Genomic DNA, 16,575 nt, shown 5'->3' on the forward strand with positions numbered 1-16,575 from the left:
TTACCCCCATTGTACTGCCCGCCGCTCAAAATGACAATAGGATTTGTTTGCGAATTTGAGATCAATTTTGTCCCATCCTACTTCTAACGGACCGGAGCGCCCTTATTCCGTCCATTTGCGCCTCTTCCGAGTTCTAACGGACCCAGGAGCCCTTATCGGCTCCCCATCGGACGTTTCCATCATCAATTTGGCGAAATAAGTGCACTAGGGTCCGTTAGAAATGCGAACCCTCGCTTTTGGGCTAAATAACGTCTCCTGTGTCCGTTAGCCGAACCTCCCTTTCGAGATCGCCGGCAGCATGCAAAAAAGGACCCCTGCACCGGAGTCCTGATCTGTATTCCCAACGATCGTCTCTTCTCTATTATCGTCTATGCTCTATACTAGCTCTCCATCGCTATCCCTCTTGCTCTCCACTCACAGCTTTTAGCCCGTGCGCCTAGCCTCTGCTCCTCCGCTATAATCCCTAGCTCAAAATCCCCGGCTGCGGTGTCACACCAAACGCTACTGCCAAGTCGCGCAACTGGGCATCGGTGATCTTTTGCAGCACCGGACGGTCGCCGAGCAGCATGTAGATTTGCGCCGCCTTTTCGACCGTTTCGATCAAGCCGAACGCCTCGTCCATCGTCGTACCGGTGCCAAAAATCCCGTGCTGCGGCCATACGACGACGCGATGCTCTCGCATCTTCGCGGCGGTCGCCCGCCCGATGTCCGGGCTGCCGGGCACCATCCACGGCACGATGCCGATGCCGTCGGGGAACACCACGAGACATTCCGTGCACATTTCCCATAGCGTTTTCGTCAGTTTTTTCTCATCCAGCTCATGGACGAACGTCATGGCCAGCGCATGGGTCGCATGGCAGTGCATGATGATCCGGTGCGCCGGGTCCACCTTCAAACGCTCGATATGGCTCATGAAGTGCGCTGGCAGTTCGCTGGTCGGTACCGCCCCGTCCCGAAGGCCCCACAGGATCTCGACCTGGTCACCGCCTTCAGCCACCCGCAATACGCCCAGATTCGCTTCCGGATCGGAGATCACATTTTTGAAATACTTGCCCGAGCCCGTCACGATAAAATAACGTCCCGCCAGCTCCTTCACCGGAAACGCGAGTTGAAGCTTACGGCGCTCCGTTACAGAAGCGGCTCCAAGATATTTCGCCACCTCCGCTTCATCCAGCAGATAGCTGATATTCCCTCCGTTGCGTTCATCCCAGCCCAGCCGCCACATATGGAACGAGATTTCCGCCATCTCCCGGATGAAAGGCACTTCCATCCCCGGGACCCGCCGACCTTGCTCCACTTCCGTTAATGTCGTACTCACAGTAGGTTCCTCTCCTTTTGGTCAAGCTTATATAAAAAAACGGATAACCTAGGCTGCATTACCGAGTCGCCAGCACGTTCGTTTCGTATTCTTTCACGTCTGCCAGCCAAGCTTCACGCACTGGCACGCCTTGCGTTGCGCAGAAGTAATCCCAAATGGCACCGTACGGATACGATTTGAATTCTTCGACCAACGCCAGCCGCGATGTGTAATCGCCGTCCAGTTCCAATTGCTTCAGCTTGTCGAGCGGCTCCAGCATCGCCCACAACAGCGCTTTTTGCGTGTTGCGCGTCCCGATGACCCAAGCCGCGATATGATTGATGCTGCCGTCGAAGAAGTCGAGACCGATGTGCGTACGGTCCAGCAGCTCGCCGCGTACCAGCTCGCGGGCGATTTCCAACAGCTCGTCGTCCATCGTCACGACGTGATCGCTGTCCCATCGCACCGGGCGGCTGACATGAAGGAGAAGCTCGCGGCCAAACAACAGCCAGGAGGACAACTTGTTAGAGATCGTCTCCGTCGGATGGAAATGGCCGGCGTCGAAGCAGACCGCTTTGCCGCGAGACAACGCATACCCCATGTAAAATTCATGCGAGCCGACGACATAGCTCTCCGAGCCGATCCCGAACAGCTTGCTCTCCACCGCATCGATATTGTATTTCTCATCGATCGGTTCGGCGAAAACTTCATCAAGAGCCTCCATCAAACGAGCCCGAGGCGTGAGTCGATCCACCGGCGAATCCTTGAAGCCATCCGGGATCCAGACGTTAGTCACGCACGGCTGGCCGAGCTCCCGTCCAAACGACTCGGCAATCTTGCGCGACGCTTTGCAGTGGTCGATCCAGAACTTGCGGATATCCAGGTCCGGGTGACTAAGCGTGAACCCGTCCTTGGCTTTCTCGTGCGAGAAGCAAGTTGGGTTAAAATCCAGCCCCAGCCCCCGCTCCTTCGCCCAATCTACCCAACCGGCAAAGTGTCTAGGCTCCAGGGCGTCAAGCTCAACCCGTTCGTCCGTATCGGCATAAATTGCATGAAGATTGACCTTGTGCCGGCCGGGAATCAAGCGAAGCGCCTCGTCTAGATCCTGCCGCAGTTCGTCCGGCGTCCGCGCCCGGCCCGGATAACTGCCGGTAACCGCCAGGCCGCCGCCCAGCTCTTGATCCTTGCCCAGGAATCCCTTGACGTCGTCCCCCTGCCAGCAATGCAGCGAAATCTTGATTTGACTCAGTCGGGCCAGTGCAGCGTCGACGTCGGTTCCATGGTGCTCATACAGCTTTTTCGCCTCGTGATAGCTGGTTTGAATCGCGTTGTCCATGTTCTGTTCCTCCTTTTGCATAATTTATCTATAGCTCCGTCCAACCGTCATCGTGCCAACAAATTCACGAACCGTTTCCGCGCCTCTGTAATCGGGTCGGCATTGCTCCCCCGAGGAACATACGTCTGGATCGGAAAAGACCGCCGAATCATCTCACGCCCCTCGCCGATATCGCGAATCGCGCCGCTGCTGATCATTTGCACCAGCAAATTGCCCAAAGCCGTCGACTCCGTCGGCCCGGCTTCCACTTGGATGCCTGACACGTCCGCCGTCCATTGGCACAGCAGCCCATTGTTGGCACCACCGCCGACGATATGCAGCGTCTCCGGCTGTTGACCGGTCAGCCACTCAAGTTCTTTCAAGTAAAAATCATAGGACAAGGCCAAGCTGTCAAAAATGCACCGCGCCACCTCGCCCGGCGTATCCGGAACCGGCTGGCCCGTCGCCGCACAGAACCGCCGAATCTCTTCAGTCATATTCGCCGGGTTCAGGAATCGATCGTCGTTACAATCGATCAAGGAACGAAACGGCGAGACCGCCTCCGCCAATTCCACCAATTCGGCGTAGCTGTGTTGTTTGTCGTAATCCTTACGAACCTCTTGGATCAACCACATGCCCATGATGTTTTTCAAAAAGCGGTACGTTCCGTACGCGCCCCATTCATTGGTATAGTTACGCTCCATCGCTTCCGCCGTCGCCAGAGGCGTCTGCCGCTCGACGCCGATCAGCGACCACGTCCCGCTGCTGAGGTACGCCCACGAATCGCCGCTGGCCGGAACGCCTAACACGGCGGAGGCCGTATCGTGCGTTGCCGCGACGATCAGCTCGCATTCGGGCAACCCATAATCCCGAACCAATTCCGGCTTGATCTTCCCAAGCCGCGTCCCGGGCTCAGTTAGCGCCGGAAACTTCGATCGGGGCAACCCCAGCAACTCAAGCAATCCCGGGTCGTAATCGCGGGTTTGCAGGTTTAATAACGCGGTTGTCGAAGCGTTGGTCATCTCACTGATCCGCCGCCCGGATAACAAATAATAGAGATAATCCGGAATGAGCAGGATCTGCTCTGCCGTCGCCAACTCCTCGCGGTCATGCGCGAATAACTGGTACACCGTATTGAAAGGCAGATGCTGAATGCCCGTTTTCTCATAAATCCGTGCAAATGGATGGATCTCGTGAACTTGAGGAACTGCTTCAAGCGTACGGGAATCGCGGTAAGCATAAACCTCGCCGATCCGTTCCCCTTTCCCGTCCAGCAGCGCATAATCGACCGCCCATGTATCAATGCCTAGCGTACAGTTCTCGATCCCAAGCTGTTTGGCCTGCTGTAGCCCACAGAGGATTTCCCGATATAAATGATCGATATCCCAATAACAATGCCCGTCACGTTCGGAAAACCCGTTGTCAAACCGGTGGATTTCCTGCAGCGACAACCGTCCATCCTGCAGTTCTCCCCTTACCAGCCTCCCGCTGGAGGCGCCGATATCAACCGCAACGTAATCTCTCATCGTTCAGCGCTCCTCGCTCTGAAATGCTGCCTGTTCTTACTTCTATCCTATGTCCGTTTTGTTTTATAGTCAACATAAACAAAGATAATTTATGTTGTTTTATTTTTGTTTTTGTCTATTCCGTGAAGCAACTCTGTCTTACTCACCCGCTTCATTCCCGAAATACGGTTGCCAAGCGCCCCTTTTTCTCGCTATGATGGGAGGGAACCCAAGACCCTGGTGTCTTGACAATATGAACGGATCCCGAGGTGAATCGCCATGCTGGCGGCAGAACGCAAACAAAAAATCATCGACCTGCTTCATCAGGACAAGCGTGTCCTGGTGTCCGAGCTTAGCCGGATGTTCGAAGTAACGGAGGAGACGATCCGCCGCGACCTGGAGAAGCTCGAGAAAGAGGGGATCGCAACCCGCTCCTACGGCGGCGCCATACTCAACCGGCACACGAACGAAGATTTGCCGTATACGACCCGGAACACGCTTAATGTGGAGATCAAACGGGACATCGCGCTCAAGGCCATCGACCTAGTGAACGACGGCGACACGCTGATGATCGACCCGAGCTCTACAAGCTTTGAATTTTTGAAGACGCTGCATTCCAAAAACAACGTTACCGTCATCACCAATTCCGTCAGCGTCCTGAACGAATTCGCCAGCTCAAACCTGAACATTATTTCCACCGGCGGTTCGCTGCGCGCGCGTTCCCTGTCGCTGGTCGGCCCCGCCGCCCAGGAAACAGTGCAGAAGTACAACGTCGACACCGCGATCATCAGTTGCAAAGGCATGTCGCCGGACAAAGGCATCTCCGATTCCAACGAGCCGGAATGCGAGCTGAAGAAGCACATGCTCCGTCACGCGGACAAAGTCATTTTGCTGGCCGACCATACGAAATTTGACAAGAATGCTTTCGTCAAGCTGGCGGACTGGGAGCAAATCGACTATCTAATCACGGACGAGCGCCCCTCCGATGCCTGGCTTCAGCTTCTGCAAGGCAAGAACATCGAAGTGTTGTATTAACCAACGAGTAGCGCAAACACGATGCCCGGCCCATGAACTCCGATCGTCAGATCGTTTTCGATGTCCGCCGAGCGGCTTGGGCCGGAGATGAAATGGATGCCGGCAGGCAAAGCCTCGCGTCCGACCGCATCGAACGTTTCCAGCACCTCGCCCAAACGGGTTTTCATCCGGTCTACGGGGATGATCGCGAACAGCGCCGTCGGCAACAGGCTAACCGAGCGCCCTTCCTCCGCGGCCGACTGAACGACCAGCGAACCGGTATAAGCGACGGCAAAGTCCGGCGCCACGATGCCGAAGTCCGCCTCCGCCGCCCGGGCGATCCAGGCCTCGGAGCGATGCCCGTTCCACACGGACACGCGGGCGCCGTCTGCGGCAAGCGCCTCATCCAGTCCGAGCTCTGCCAGAAGCGGGTTGTCCTGGCGTAGAATATAACGGGCGCCAAGCGCTTGCGCCTTGGCCATAATATACGCCTTGGCCGCTTCGAGATCGGCCAACCGGGAGACATGCCCCCCCGCTGCCGTAAAATTGTCCTCAAATCGAGCCAACCGCTCCTCCAGGCTCCAATCCAGCTCCCTCCAGTACGCCGGCGCTCCCCGGAACGGATGATCCGGCGCTTCCCGCAGCCGCGACCGCTTGAGTTTCCCGGCAATCCGGTCCATAAACTGCTCCTGCTTCTGCCGCGCTTCCACTTCCTTCACTTTTAACCAATCGTTATATTCGTTATCCATCATAGGTATGACCTTCTTTCCGGTCGATTGGCTTAGCCGCACGCTTGTGTAGCGCCGCCTTCATTCGCTCCTGCGCGACCGTGCCGGTCACTGTTTGCGCAACGGAAGCGCGCAGTTCATGCTGAAGCGCATCCCAGCGTTCGCGGAACGGTTCGTTTGCCAGGCTTGGCGCAATGCGGTAACGATTCCAGCCCTTCAGCGGGCCAATCCGCGCCGAAATTTCACCGTTGCGAACGATAATTCTCTGCAAGACCCTTCCCGCCTTCAGCGCGCGATGGAACCGCTTGGAGCTTGACGTCACGGCGGCAAAGCCCCTCATCCCTGCCGTCTCCAGCTTGTTTCCAAAGCCTCGCTCGACCTTGCGCCTGCGCAAATAGACAAGCATGTCGTGCAGCGGGATTTTGACCGGACACGCTTCATAACAGGCACCGCACAAGCTGGAGGCCGAAGCGATATCGTCCCAATCTGCTACATTCTTGTTCAGCGCCGGCGTCAGGACCGCTCCGATCGGGCCGCTGTACGTTCCGCCGTAAGCATGGCCGCCGATATGGCGATATACCGGACAAGCGTTGAGGCAGGCTCCGCAGCGGATGCAGTTCAGCAGCTCCTGAAACTCCGGATCACCCAGTTGCTCGGACCGGCCGTTATCGAGGATGATGATGTGCATCTCCTTCGGGCCGTCCCCATCCGCTGTACGGCGCGGTCCGGTGATGCCGGACATATAAACCGTCAACTTCTGACCGGTCGCCGAGCGCGGCAGCAGCGTCGCCATCACCTCGAGGTCACTCCAGGAGGGGATGATGCGCTCCATGCCCATAAACGTGATTTGCGTTTTCGGCACGGTCGACACCATGCGGGCGTTGCCTTCGTTCTCGAACAGCACGATCGAACCGGTCTCGGCGATCGCGAAGTTGCAGCCGGTCATGCCGATGTCCGCCGCCAGAAACTTCGCCCGCAGCTTCCGGCGCACGAAGCCCGCCAGCACGCTCGTTTCCGGCGGCAGCTCTTCCCCCGCCTCGCGGGACAGCAGCTCGGCGATCTGGTAACGGTTTTTATGAATCGCCGGGATGATGATATGCGAAGGGGCTTCACCGGCAAGCTGAATGATATATTCGCCCAGATCGGTTTCAACCGCCTCCACGCCCGCTTCTTCCAGCGCCCGGTTGATGTGCAGTTCCTCGCTGACCATCGATTTCGACTTCACGACGGAACAGGCTTGCTTGCGTGCCGCAATCTCCAAAGCAATCCGCACCGCCTCTTCACCGGTCGAAGCAAAGTGAACATGCGCCCCATTCGCCCGAGCTTGCTCGGCAAACCGATTTAAGTAGTAATCGAGATGCGCGATCGTATGCAGGCGAATTTGCCGCCCCTGCTCCCGCCATTCCTCCCAATTCCCATGGTCATCGGCGGCTTTCCGCTTCCCGTCGCGCAGACGTTCGGTCGTAAATCGCACCGCCTTACGCAAGAAATCATTGTTTAGTGCTAGATCCGCTCGCTCTTTTACGCTGCTCATGCCCCGCTCACCCCCTCATACAGCAGCTCCGCCAGATGCATCACGCGTACCGGCTGACGGCGGTGCCGAAGTTGACCGGCGATATTCATCAGGCAGGCCATGTCCAACCCGGTCAGTACCTCGGCTGACGTCTCCAGGACGTGGTCGGCTTTTTCCGTCACCATCGCCCCGGATATATCGGCCATCTTCACAGCAAACGTCCCCCCGAAACCGCAGCAATCCTCCGCAAATGGGAGCGGTACAAGCTCCATGCCCCTCACGTTTTGGAGTAGTGCCATCGGCTCCTCCCTGATTCCGAGCAACCGACTGCCATGACAGGACGGGTGGTACGTAACCTTATGCGGAAACGTCGCCCCAAGTTCGGTTACGCCCAGCACCTGAACGAGGAATTGGGTAAATTCATACGACTTCGCTTTCAAGTCCTCGGCCATCGCCAGCCGGACCGGATCCTGCTCGAACAGCTTCGGGTAGTGATGAATCATTCCGATGCATGAGCCTGAAGGTCCAACAACGAAATCGCTATCTGAAAAAGCCTCAAGCAGCGTGGCCGCCGAACGTCGCGCTTCATCCCAATACCCGCTGTTGAACGCCGGCTGACCACAGCAGGTTTGCACCTGCGGAAATTCCAGTTTGACGCCGACCCGAGCCAGCAATCGGGCCATCGCTTCCGCGATGCGCGGGTACACCGCATCGCCGATACAAGTGACAAACATCGAAACCTTGATGCCAGTCTCGGTCGTTGCCGTGTCCGCTTTATCCAGCAGCTCCATCCTCGCACCTCCCTTAGGTTTTTATGCTACCTTACAAACGCCGCCGGGACACCACCGTCGATCGTCAGCATGCAGCCGGTCGTTTTCGCCGACTTGGACGAAGCAAAGAAGGCGACGCCCTCGGCGATATCGCGCGGATAAATATTTACCAGCAGCGTCGTGCGCTTGCGGTAATACTCCTCCAGTTGGTCCGGCTCAATGCCGTAAGCGGCGGCCCGTTCATTCCGCCAGTTAGAATTCCAAATGGCCGAGCCCTGCAAAATCGCATCGGGCAAAATCGTATTCACCCGAATGCCCAGCTCCCCGCCCTCGGCCGCGATGCAGCGGGCCAAATGAGCTTCGAGTGCCTTGGCGGAGCTGTAAGCAGTGACGTTTTTGCCGGCGTACACCGAGTTCTTCGAGCCGATAAACACCATGCTGCCGCCGAGGCTTTGCTCCTTCATCAGCTTGAACGCTTCCCGCGCGACGAGAAAATATCCCGTCCCCAGCACAGACATATTCAAATTCCATTCCTTTAACGAAGTTTCCGTGAACGGGCTGGACGTCGCTAACCCAGCGTTATTCACGATGATATCGACGCCTCCGTAGGTTAACGCTGTTTCGGCGTAAGCAGCCGTGACCTGTTCTTCACTCGTTACATCCATCTTCACCGCCAGTGCCCGGTTCTCGCCGTATTGGGCATTAATTTCGGCAGCAATCTTCTGCGCACCCTCCAAATTGAGATCTGCCAACACGACATGAGCTCCCTCTCCAGCCAGTCGCCGAGCCGATTCACTGCCAATCCCGCCAGCGCCTCCGGTAATGAATGCAACCTTGCGGGAGAATTCCGCTTCTGCCGGAGCCAATGACAATTTGTACAGCTCAAGCGGCCAATACTCGACGTTGTAGGACTCGTTCTCACTGAGCGATACGAATTGACCAAGAGCCGTTGCACCTTTCATCACCGCGATCGCCCGATGGTATAACGCCCCGCTCAGCTTGGAGTTGACCCAGCTTTTGCCGGTGTTCAGCATGCCCACGCCAGGGATCAGAATGACGCGCGGTGCAGCGTCAAACATGGCGTCATTTGCCTGTTTATTGCGCTCAAAATAAGCTTGGTAACGCGCTTTGTAATCGGCGATTCCTGCCGCCAGCTTCTCTTTCAGCCCGGTGACGTCTGCGGCATCCGGCTTCCAGTCGATGAAAAGCGGCACCACCTTGGTGTGCACCAAGTGATCGGGACAAGCCGCTCCAATCTGCGACAGCCCACCCGCATCCTTGCTGCCGGCAAATTCGAGCACGTCCGCCTCGTCATCGAACGTGACGATGACCGGCTTCTCCCCGCTCGCCAACCCACGGATCAGCGGCATGACCTCGGCCGCGATCGCTCGGCGCTGTCCGGCTTCGAGCGGCTCAGCCAACTGCCCGCCAAACACGCGGCCTTCCGCGGCTTGAGTACCGCTTTTCGCTTCAATATACGCCTCCGCCTCATTGATAATGGCAATGGTTTTGGTGTAACAATCCTCTTGCGTCTCTCCCCAAGTCACCAGCCCGTGCTTTTCCATCAACACCAACTCCACATCCGGGTTGGCCAGTACGCCCTCTGCGATCATTTTGGATAACATAAACCCTGGGCGTATATAAGGAACCCACACAAACCGATTGCCGTAGATTTCCCGGGCCATTTCTTGGCCGTTATCGGCACAGCACAAGCTGATGATCGCGTCCGGATGTGTATGGTCCACATGCTTGAAGGGCAAAAACGCATGAAGCAGCGTTTCAATCGATGCTCGCGGATGTTTGGCGTCGATCATACAGTTCGTCAGGTAAGCCACCATCTCTTCATCCGACATCTCCTCCCGCTCAAAAAGGGGCCGAATGTCGTCCATGCACAATCCGGTGAAGTTACCGGCTTTCATCGTTGCGAGATCCGAACCGCTGCCCTTCACCCACATCACTTCAACATCCCGGCCACGGAAGTCTTTCTCCATGGTTTTGCTCGACGTATTGCCGCCACCCCAGTTGCACACCCGTCGGTCTGCCCCAAGTAAATTAGAACGGTAGACGATTTGCTCCAATCCCGTGGATAAAGCCGATGCTTTGGATGAGTCCCATAAGTTCTGTACCATAATTACCTCCATTTTTGTTTGTTTGGTTTTTCCTTTATTTTTGTTTGTTTTAATTTTAAACGATTTGGTTTGTTTTGGGTATAGCGCTTTCATAAAATACCGATTAAAATTTTGGACTTTGGGCACTTATCGCTTTATCGGATTAAAGCAATTGGTAATTGGGTACTCTTCACACCTCTCTCCACGATTATCCCTTTAGCTCAGAAAGCAGTGATTGCAGGATTCGAGTTATCCAGGGAGATGGTGAATAAAAAATAATGCAAAAAAGTTTATTAAAGTGAGGTTAAAAGCTTGATTCAAGAACGTATGTTTGGTAAAATTACCATATAGCGAACATACGTACGTATTTTCATTGAAATGGGGGTAGCGATCATGGGAGACAGTTCGGATACGGATCTTCAAATTATTAACAGATTCTATCAGAATGAGGAGGCCTGCATAGAGGCGTTAATTGCCATGAAGTGGCCTACTGGCTTCGTCTGCCCGCGCTGTGATTACCCTCGGTGTACCCGCCTGACCACCCGACGTATCCCCTTGTTTGAGTGTGGACGATGCATGCATCAAACTTCACCTTTGGTCGGTACCATTTTTGAAAGAACACATCTCTCTCTAATGAAGTGGTTTCGCGCTCTGGAGCTATTCCTGCTCCCCGACGGCATCTCGGCGATGCGGCTAAGTCAGGTGATCCAGGTCACCTATAAGACCGCCTGGTTGATGCTGCACAAAATACGCCATACCCTCGGTGAGTCCGATGCCCGGGTACTACTGAGTGGTGATGTGAAAGTGAATAGCGACCAGTACGGTCGCAACCCGTCCCGGTGTCAGTTCCCCCACCCGCATGCCACGGCGGTCGTAGCCGGATGCACGCTAACGGAATCAGGCGAACCAGAGTTAGTCAAAATACGCCTGTTGCCTCACAAAAGAGGCGATGGAAGAAGGCCCAACCGCCTTGAACTCGACGAGTTTATAACCCGAAATGTGGATGTTCGTACTTCTGCCGTACAGTCGTTCCCTCTGGCTTTTCGGTTATATACTCCCTTGCGAAAATTGGTGAGAGAGGCGTGGGATTCACTGAAGAGTACCTATGTTGCCTTAGGATCGAAGCATCTTCAAGCGTACCTGAACGAATTCACCGGACGCCGGCAACTGCATCTAGCTGGAACGAAAGAAACGCAACAGCAGAGGCTGCTAAAGTTGCTTTCCATGTGTGTATCGGTTACAGCAATCTCTTACCACAAACTAATCGCCCGTCAACTGAATTCTCCCCTTGCAGCTGCGGCCTAATCATAGACTCGACTACCGCTCTAGTCGTCGCCTTACATCGTTTTTTCGCTTCTTTCGCTTCTTTCGCTTCTTTCATTTCTTGCGTTTGGACTGCTACATTCTGATTTAAACTTAATTGTTTCTTCTCTTTAAGCTACTTTCTTTCGCATTAAGCTACTTTCTTCTCATTAAGTTACTTTCTTCCTCTTGGCTGTTTTCTTCATCCTAAACTACTTTCATCTCGGAAGATCTTCTTGTTGTCCCGATTCATTCGGATTCATTTCAAGACCGGCCGTAACCTGATCAAATGGGATAATCGTTAAGGGAGGGGGTCAGACATAGGTGACGGTGGGGGCTGACGGAGGGTGTCGGGGGTGACAGGGGTGGCAGGGGGGCGGTGGGGTGAGAGAGGGTTGACCTTACCTCTTTGAATCACAAAAAATACTGGTCCCCAAGGCGAAGTTTCGCCTCGAAAGGACCAGTCCAGTTCATACTAATTTATTTTGCCGCCCACTTCGCTCCACCTCGCAGCAGTTTTGCTACCTCGGGATGCTGAAACGTGGGGAGGTGATGCCCCGGCATCAGGAACACGACCTTGCCGAGTCCATAAGCATGCGCCCAGGCCGCTGGCCAATCTTGGCCTTCATGGTGGTACGTGAGCAGCACCTCTTTGGCGCAAAACGGATCGAATTCGAAGCGATAAGGCTCTTCCGCCAGCACAAAGGGGTCGATCCCTTCCACGACCGGATGCCCAGCCCCGACCACTACCTGGAACTCAAGCTCCGTATATGGCGGATGCTCTGTAAACTTGGCCCCGATTAATTGGGCCAACTCCGGTCGGACCTGCAGGGAGATCCCGTTATGCACGACAAGCAACCCGCCGCCATTTGCCACGTAGGTAAGCAGCCCCGCCGCCTGCTCCGCGCTAACCGCGTCCTCCCAACGGTCCGTATAGGAGATGCAGAGATCGTACTCCTCTAGTGTTCCAGCGGCCAGCATGCCGTAATCCAGGCTGGTCGTAAGCTCGAAATCATCCTGCAGAATCCGCTCCAGCTCATCTTGTACCGCGTTCAGCGGATGGTAAGGCGCGTCAGCGTTATTGCCGATTACCCATGCGTTTTTCCGCGTGTTACTCATCTCCGTCATCCCCCTTTTACCAAGCGTAAGCTTGTGGTGCCGAACCTCCCGGACCCGGGAAGATCTCATCTAATCTCTTCAACGCGGCCTCATCCAGCTTGATATCGACCACCCGCAATGTATCCTGGAACTGCTCCAGCGTACGCGGTCCGATGATCGGCGCGGTCATCGCGGGATTCACGAGAGTCCAAGCCAAAGCCACGTTGGCTTCGCTTTCACCCAACTCCTGACACAACGCTGAGAATGCCTCAAGCTGCGGACGGAACTGCTCGTAGCGGTTATCGTTCGCCGTGCGCGAGCCAGCTTGCTTCTTTGACGCGTTGCCGCCGAGCAACCCGCCTTCGAGCGGGCTCCAAGCTACGACGCCGATGCCGAGATGCTCGGCGGCTGGCAACACTTCCAGCTCCGGCAAACGGCAGAGCAGATTATATTTATGCTGCTCCGATACGAGGCCCAGCATATGGCGGTTCTTCGCCTCATACTGCGCCTTCACCAGATCCCAACCGGCGAAGTTACTGGAGCCAACATAACCGATTTTCCCTTGCAGGATGGAAACTTGGAATGCTTCCCACAGCTCATCCCAAGATACGTTGCGGTCGATATGGTGCATTTGGTACAACTCGATGTGGTCGGTTTGCAGCCGGCGCAGCGAGCCTTCCAGATGGCGGCGGATTTTATAGGATGATAACCCGGCTGGGCTGTTTGGTCCGTCGAGGGGATCGCTCATATCGCCATGAACCTTGGTGGCCAGCACGACTTTCTCGCGGCGACTTCCGCCTTGGGCAAACCAGCGGCCAATGATTTCTTCTGTCTTCCCAGCGTTTTCGCCCCATCCGTAAATATTGGCCGTATCAAAAAAGTTCACGCCCGCATCCAGCGCTGCGTCCATGATCCGGAATGCTTCCTTCTCGTCGGTGTTCACTCCGAAGTTCATCGTGCCGAGGCACAGCTTGCTCACTTTTATTCCAGAACGTCCTAAGTACGTGTATTCCATTTGTCGATACCTCCATTTTCAATTAAGGATCCTTCTTGTTTACCACGGTAAGATATGGCCATCCACATCAAGGAATACCGGCGCCTCGGCAGGCTCGCTTCGCCGCTGCTCCATCGCCTCTCGGATAATGATCCATAACTTGCCGGCCGATTGTTCCGGTGTGAGGGTTGCGGCGGAATCTTTTTCCCCGCGCATAAACGTCTGCACCCAGCCGGGATGAAGGACTAGCACTTGTCCCCCTTGCGCTTTCACGCCGTTATGGACGACGTTCGAATGCATGTTCACTGCCGTCTTCGACATCGTATAGGCGAACCAGCTGTCCCTGTAGCATTGGCCGATGCTTCCCGCTTCTGAGGAAATGTTGGCGATCGTCCGCGACTCGCTGTTCAGGATCAATCTAATCAGTGCATTCGTCATCCGCAGACTGCCCAAAGCGTTGACGTTGAATACCTGCAGCATTTCTTCAAAGTTTAACTCGCCGAGGACCGTCATTTCGATATCGCCCAGAATCGCCGCATTATTGATCAGGAGGTCCAACGAATCCGTGTGCTCCCGCACCTTGGCGGCTGCCGCCTGCACGCTGGCATCGCTGCCCACGTCCAGATCCACAAGAATCAACCGGTTGCCGTACGTCGAAACCAACTCCGGCAGCCCTGGATCCGCCGAATTGAACCTCCCGGCAAACACCTGGTGGCCTTCCTCCAGCAGCTTGCGCACCAGTTCAAGTCCGATGCCGTGATCGGCGCCGGTCACCAATGCCGTATAACTCATTGCCGTCCACTCCCCTTCTCCGAAGCCCAATCTGCTCATTCTGTCCGAGGCCGCGGTCTCTTTTATTGTAAACGCTTTTTCTCGGCGTTAAAAGGGGGCATGCCTTCCGGCAGCCCCCTTTGCATTCGATAACTTTTCTTATGATTTTACTACGCCTTTTTTTAGAATCACGTTAGCGTACAACGCTTTTTCCCCGGTGGAGACGATCGCATACGCCTGTTTGGCCCGTTCGTAAAAGGCAAACCGCTCGACTTCCTCGAACGGCTGATCCGCCGAGTGGTGGCGGCTCACGATCTGACGGTACTCATCCCAAATCGGCGTTTCGACCGGATCGCCGGGCATGACCGCCATCAACGCGACCGGGTGGTCCACGTAGACGTCGAGCGGAAACAGCGGCAGGATGGCATCCAGCAACGCGGGGATGCCGTGACCGTCACAGCGGATTAAGCGCTGGGCGTGGCTGGCTGCCGGAAAATTGCCGTCGGCAAGCACGATCTCGTCCGAATGCCCCATTTCCATCAGAGTCTTCAACAGCTCAGGTGAAAGGAGGCTGGATATCCCTTTTAACATTTTATCGACCTCCCAAGTCGTTCGAATCGCTCATAGGCGGCGGCCCAAGCCGACTGGCTTTCCTCAGACTCCGGCTCGTAAATCCGGAGCGGGAAGGATGCCTTGACCAGTGCGAGGCCTTCCTGCAAATCCTTAAGCCAGCCGCCGGTTCGCAGCTGGACAAGCAGATTGCCGATCGCGCTGGCTTCCACCGGTCCTGCCCAGACCCGGCGACCGATCGCTTCTGCCGTAAACCGGCAGAGTAGCTCGTTCTGAATGCCGCCGCCGACCACATGCAGCCCGGCAAACCGCAAGCCGGTCAGTTCCTCGGCCTGCTCCAACACCTGGCGGTAGCGGAGTGCCAGGCTTTCGAGGATGCAGCGGGCGAAGGCACCGGGCGATTCCGGTACCGGCTGGCCCGTTTCTCGGCAGTAAACCCGGATCTCCTCCGGCATGTCGACCGGATTCATAAACCGCAAGTCATCCGGGTCGATCAAGGTGCGCAGCGGCGCGGCCTGCTCAGCTAGCAGTACGAGTTCGGAGAAAGAGTAAACTTCGCCGTCCTGCTCCCATTTGCGTTTACACTCTTGGAGGATCCACAGGCCCATGATGTTTTTGAGCAATTGGTAGGTGCCGTCCACGCCGCCCTCGTTAGAGAATTGGCGCTCCAGCACCTCCGACGTCAGCAGCGGCTTCGCCATCTGAGTCCCCAGCAGCGACCAGGTGCCGCTCACGAGGTAGGCGAACGCCGGCGAATCCGCCGGCACGGCCGCAGCCGCGGATTCCGTGTCGTGCGAGGCTGCGGCGATGATCTTGATCGGCGGCACGCCAAGCTCCGCACATACCTCCGCCGTCAATTCGCCGATTTCGGTGCCCGGGGGTACAGGATCGGGGAGTATCGCGCTCGGGATGCCGAGCTCCTCCATCAATGTAGCGTTCCACGCGCCCCTTCCCGGATCGAACAGCCCCGTCGTCGTCGCCATCGTAAATTCGCAAACGCGCCGGCCGGTCAGAAAATAGCTCAGCAAATCCGGCGTCAACAACAGCGTTTCGGCCAGATCCAGCTTGGGAGAACCGGCTTTTCTCATGGCATACAGCTGATACAACGTGTTAAAGGGCATAAACTGCAGTCCGCTTTCGCGGAACAATCGCTCCGGGCCGACCAGGGCGGATACCTCCTCGACCATTCCTTCGGTTTGACGATCCCGATAATGGTACGGAATGCCGAGCAGCTCTCCGTTTCGATCCAACAGGCCAAAATCGACGCCCCAGGTATCGATGGCGCAGCTCTCCGGCCGGTACCCGGCCTGGAACGCTTTGCGAATGCCGGTTTTGATCTCTCGCAGGAGCATCGGCGTATCCCAATACAGGTGCCCGCCGATTTGGACCGGAACGTTTGGGAAACGGTGAACCTCGATGATATTCAGCTTCCGAACGCTGGAAGAGCCGTTGTCGGCACCGGCACCGGAGGGGTAACCAAGGCGCTCGGAGATGATCTCGCCGACGAACGCCCGACCGCTGCTAGCTCCTAAATCAAACGCGAGGACGCAAGGGAAACGTTGTTGTTCCGATGACATGACCTTCACCGTC

General features: G+C 56.1%; 14 protein-coding genes and 1 pseudogene. 3 read left to right on the forward strand and 12 right to left on the reverse strand.

The annotated features are described in order from the left end of the window. Positions 1-463 precede the first annotated feature (463 nt). The 3 genes from rhaD to rhaB form a co-directional block, all read right to left on the reverse strand. Entirely contained in the window at positions 464-1,270 is an 807-nt protein-coding gene (gene rhaD / locus MKZ15_RS16720) for a rhamnulose-1-phosphate aldolase (protein ID WP_193416580.1), read from the reverse strand. Positions 1,271-1,376: 106 nt separating this feature from the next. Next, the gene (rhaA, locus tag MKZ15_RS16725; RefSeq protein WP_339817008.1) at positions 1,377-2,633 is read right to left on the reverse strand and encodes an L-rhamnose isomerase; all 1,257 of its coding nucleotides are present in this window, start codon (positions 2,631-2,633) and stop codon (positions 1,377-1,379) included. Between the two features lie 47 nt (positions 2,634-2,680). Next, positions 2,681-4,138, reverse strand: coding sequence for a rhamnulokinase (gene rhaB / locus MKZ15_RS16730; RefSeq protein ID WP_339817009.1), 1,458 nt, complete (start codon positions 4,136-4,138; stop codon positions 2,681-2,683). Between the two features lie 258 nt (positions 4,139-4,396). Here rhaB and MKZ15_RS16735 point away from each other — a divergent pair, with 258 nt between their 5' ends. Next, on the forward strand, positions 4,397-5,152 hold the full coding sequence (locus MKZ15_RS16735; protein WP_339817010.1) for a DeoR/GlpR family DNA-binding transcription regulator: 756 nt from the start codon (positions 4,397-4,399) through the stop codon (positions 5,150-5,152). Here MKZ15_RS16735 and MKZ15_RS16740 read toward each other — a convergent pair. From MKZ15_RS16740 to MKZ15_RS16755, 4 genes are all read right to left on the reverse strand, one after another. Further along, the gene (locus MKZ15_RS16740; protein WP_339822461.1) at positions 5,149-5,880 is read right to left on the reverse strand and encodes a lactate utilization protein C; all 732 of its coding nucleotides are present in this window, start codon (positions 5,878-5,880) and stop codon (positions 5,149-5,151) included. The genes MKZ15_RS16735 and MKZ15_RS16740 overlap by 4 nt on opposite strands. Further along, on the reverse strand, positions 5,873-7,393 hold the full coding sequence (locus MKZ15_RS16745) for a LutB/LldF family L-lactate oxidation iron-sulfur protein (RefSeq protein ID WP_339817011.1): 1,521 nt from the start codon (positions 7,391-7,393) through the stop codon (positions 5,873-5,875). The genes MKZ15_RS16740 and MKZ15_RS16745 overlap by 8 nt, the downstream gene beginning before the upstream one ends. Beyond that, positions 7,390-8,118: a (Fe-S)-binding protein gene (locus MKZ15_RS16750; RefSeq protein WP_339822464.1), complete on the reverse strand. Its 729-nt coding sequence runs from the start codon at positions 8,116-8,118 to the stop codon at positions 7,390-7,392. Before MKZ15_RS16750 ends, MKZ15_RS16745 begins: the two co-directional genes overlap by 4 nt. Before the next feature lie 71 nt (positions 8,119-8,189). Beyond that, the gene (locus tag MKZ15_RS16755) at positions 8,190-10,283 is read right to left on the reverse strand and encodes a bifunctional aldolase/short-chain dehydrogenase (protein ID WP_339817012.1); all 2,094 of its coding nucleotides are present in this window, start codon (positions 10,281-10,283) and stop codon (positions 8,190-8,192) included. A gap of 360 nt (positions 10,284-10,643) precedes the next feature. Here MKZ15_RS16755 and MKZ15_RS16760 point away from each other — a divergent pair. Next, positions 10,644-10,823: pseudogene (locus tag MKZ15_RS16760) on the forward strand (transposase); the annotation flags it as partial. Positions 10,824-10,883: 60 nt separating this feature from the next. Next, entirely contained in the window at positions 10,884-11,555 is a 672-nt protein-coding gene (locus MKZ15_RS16765) for a hypothetical protein (RefSeq protein ID WP_240908659.1), read from the forward strand. 477 nt (positions 11,556-12,032) lie between these two features. Here the strand turns inward: MKZ15_RS16765 and MKZ15_RS16770 are convergent, their stop codons facing one another. The 5 genes from MKZ15_RS16770 to MKZ15_RS16790 form a co-directional block, all read right to left on the reverse strand. Beyond that, positions 12,033-12,671 carry a ThuA domain-containing protein gene (locus MKZ15_RS16770; RefSeq protein WP_339817013.1) on the reverse strand — a complete coding sequence of 213 codons (639 nt, stop codon included), beginning with the start codon at positions 12,669-12,671 and terminating at the stop codon, positions 12,033-12,035. 16 nt (positions 12,672-12,687) lie between these two features. Next, a complete protein-coding gene (locus MKZ15_RS16775) occupies positions 12,688-13,665 on the reverse strand; it encodes an aldo/keto reductase (protein WP_339817014.1) in 978 nt (325 codons plus the stop codon). Positions 13,666-13,704: 39 nt separating this feature from the next. Beyond that, positions 13,705-14,436 carry an SDR family oxidoreductase gene (locus tag MKZ15_RS16780; protein ID WP_339817015.1) on the reverse strand — a complete coding sequence of 244 codons (732 nt, stop codon included), beginning with the start codon at positions 14,434-14,436 and terminating at the stop codon, positions 13,705-13,707. 138 nt (positions 14,437-14,574) lie between these two features. Beyond that, positions 14,575-15,006, reverse strand: coding sequence for an L-fucose mutarotase (gene fucU, locus MKZ15_RS16785; protein WP_155605708.1), 432 nt, complete (start codon positions 15,004-15,006; stop codon positions 14,575-14,577). Further along, positions 15,000-16,562 carry a rhamnulokinase family protein gene (locus tag MKZ15_RS16790; protein ID WP_339817016.1) on the reverse strand — a complete coding sequence of 521 codons (1,563 nt, stop codon included), beginning with the start codon at positions 16,560-16,562 and terminating at the stop codon, positions 15,000-15,002. The genes fucU and MKZ15_RS16790 overlap by 7 nt, the downstream gene beginning before the upstream one ends. Positions 16,563-16,575: the final 13 nt, after the last annotated feature.

The sequence above is a fragment of the Paenibacillus sp. FSL R7-0216 genome (assembly GCF_037969915.1).
Taxonomy (GTDB): domain Bacteria; phylum Bacillota; class Bacilli; order Paenibacillales; family Paenibacillaceae; genus Fontibacillus; species Fontibacillus rhizolycopersici.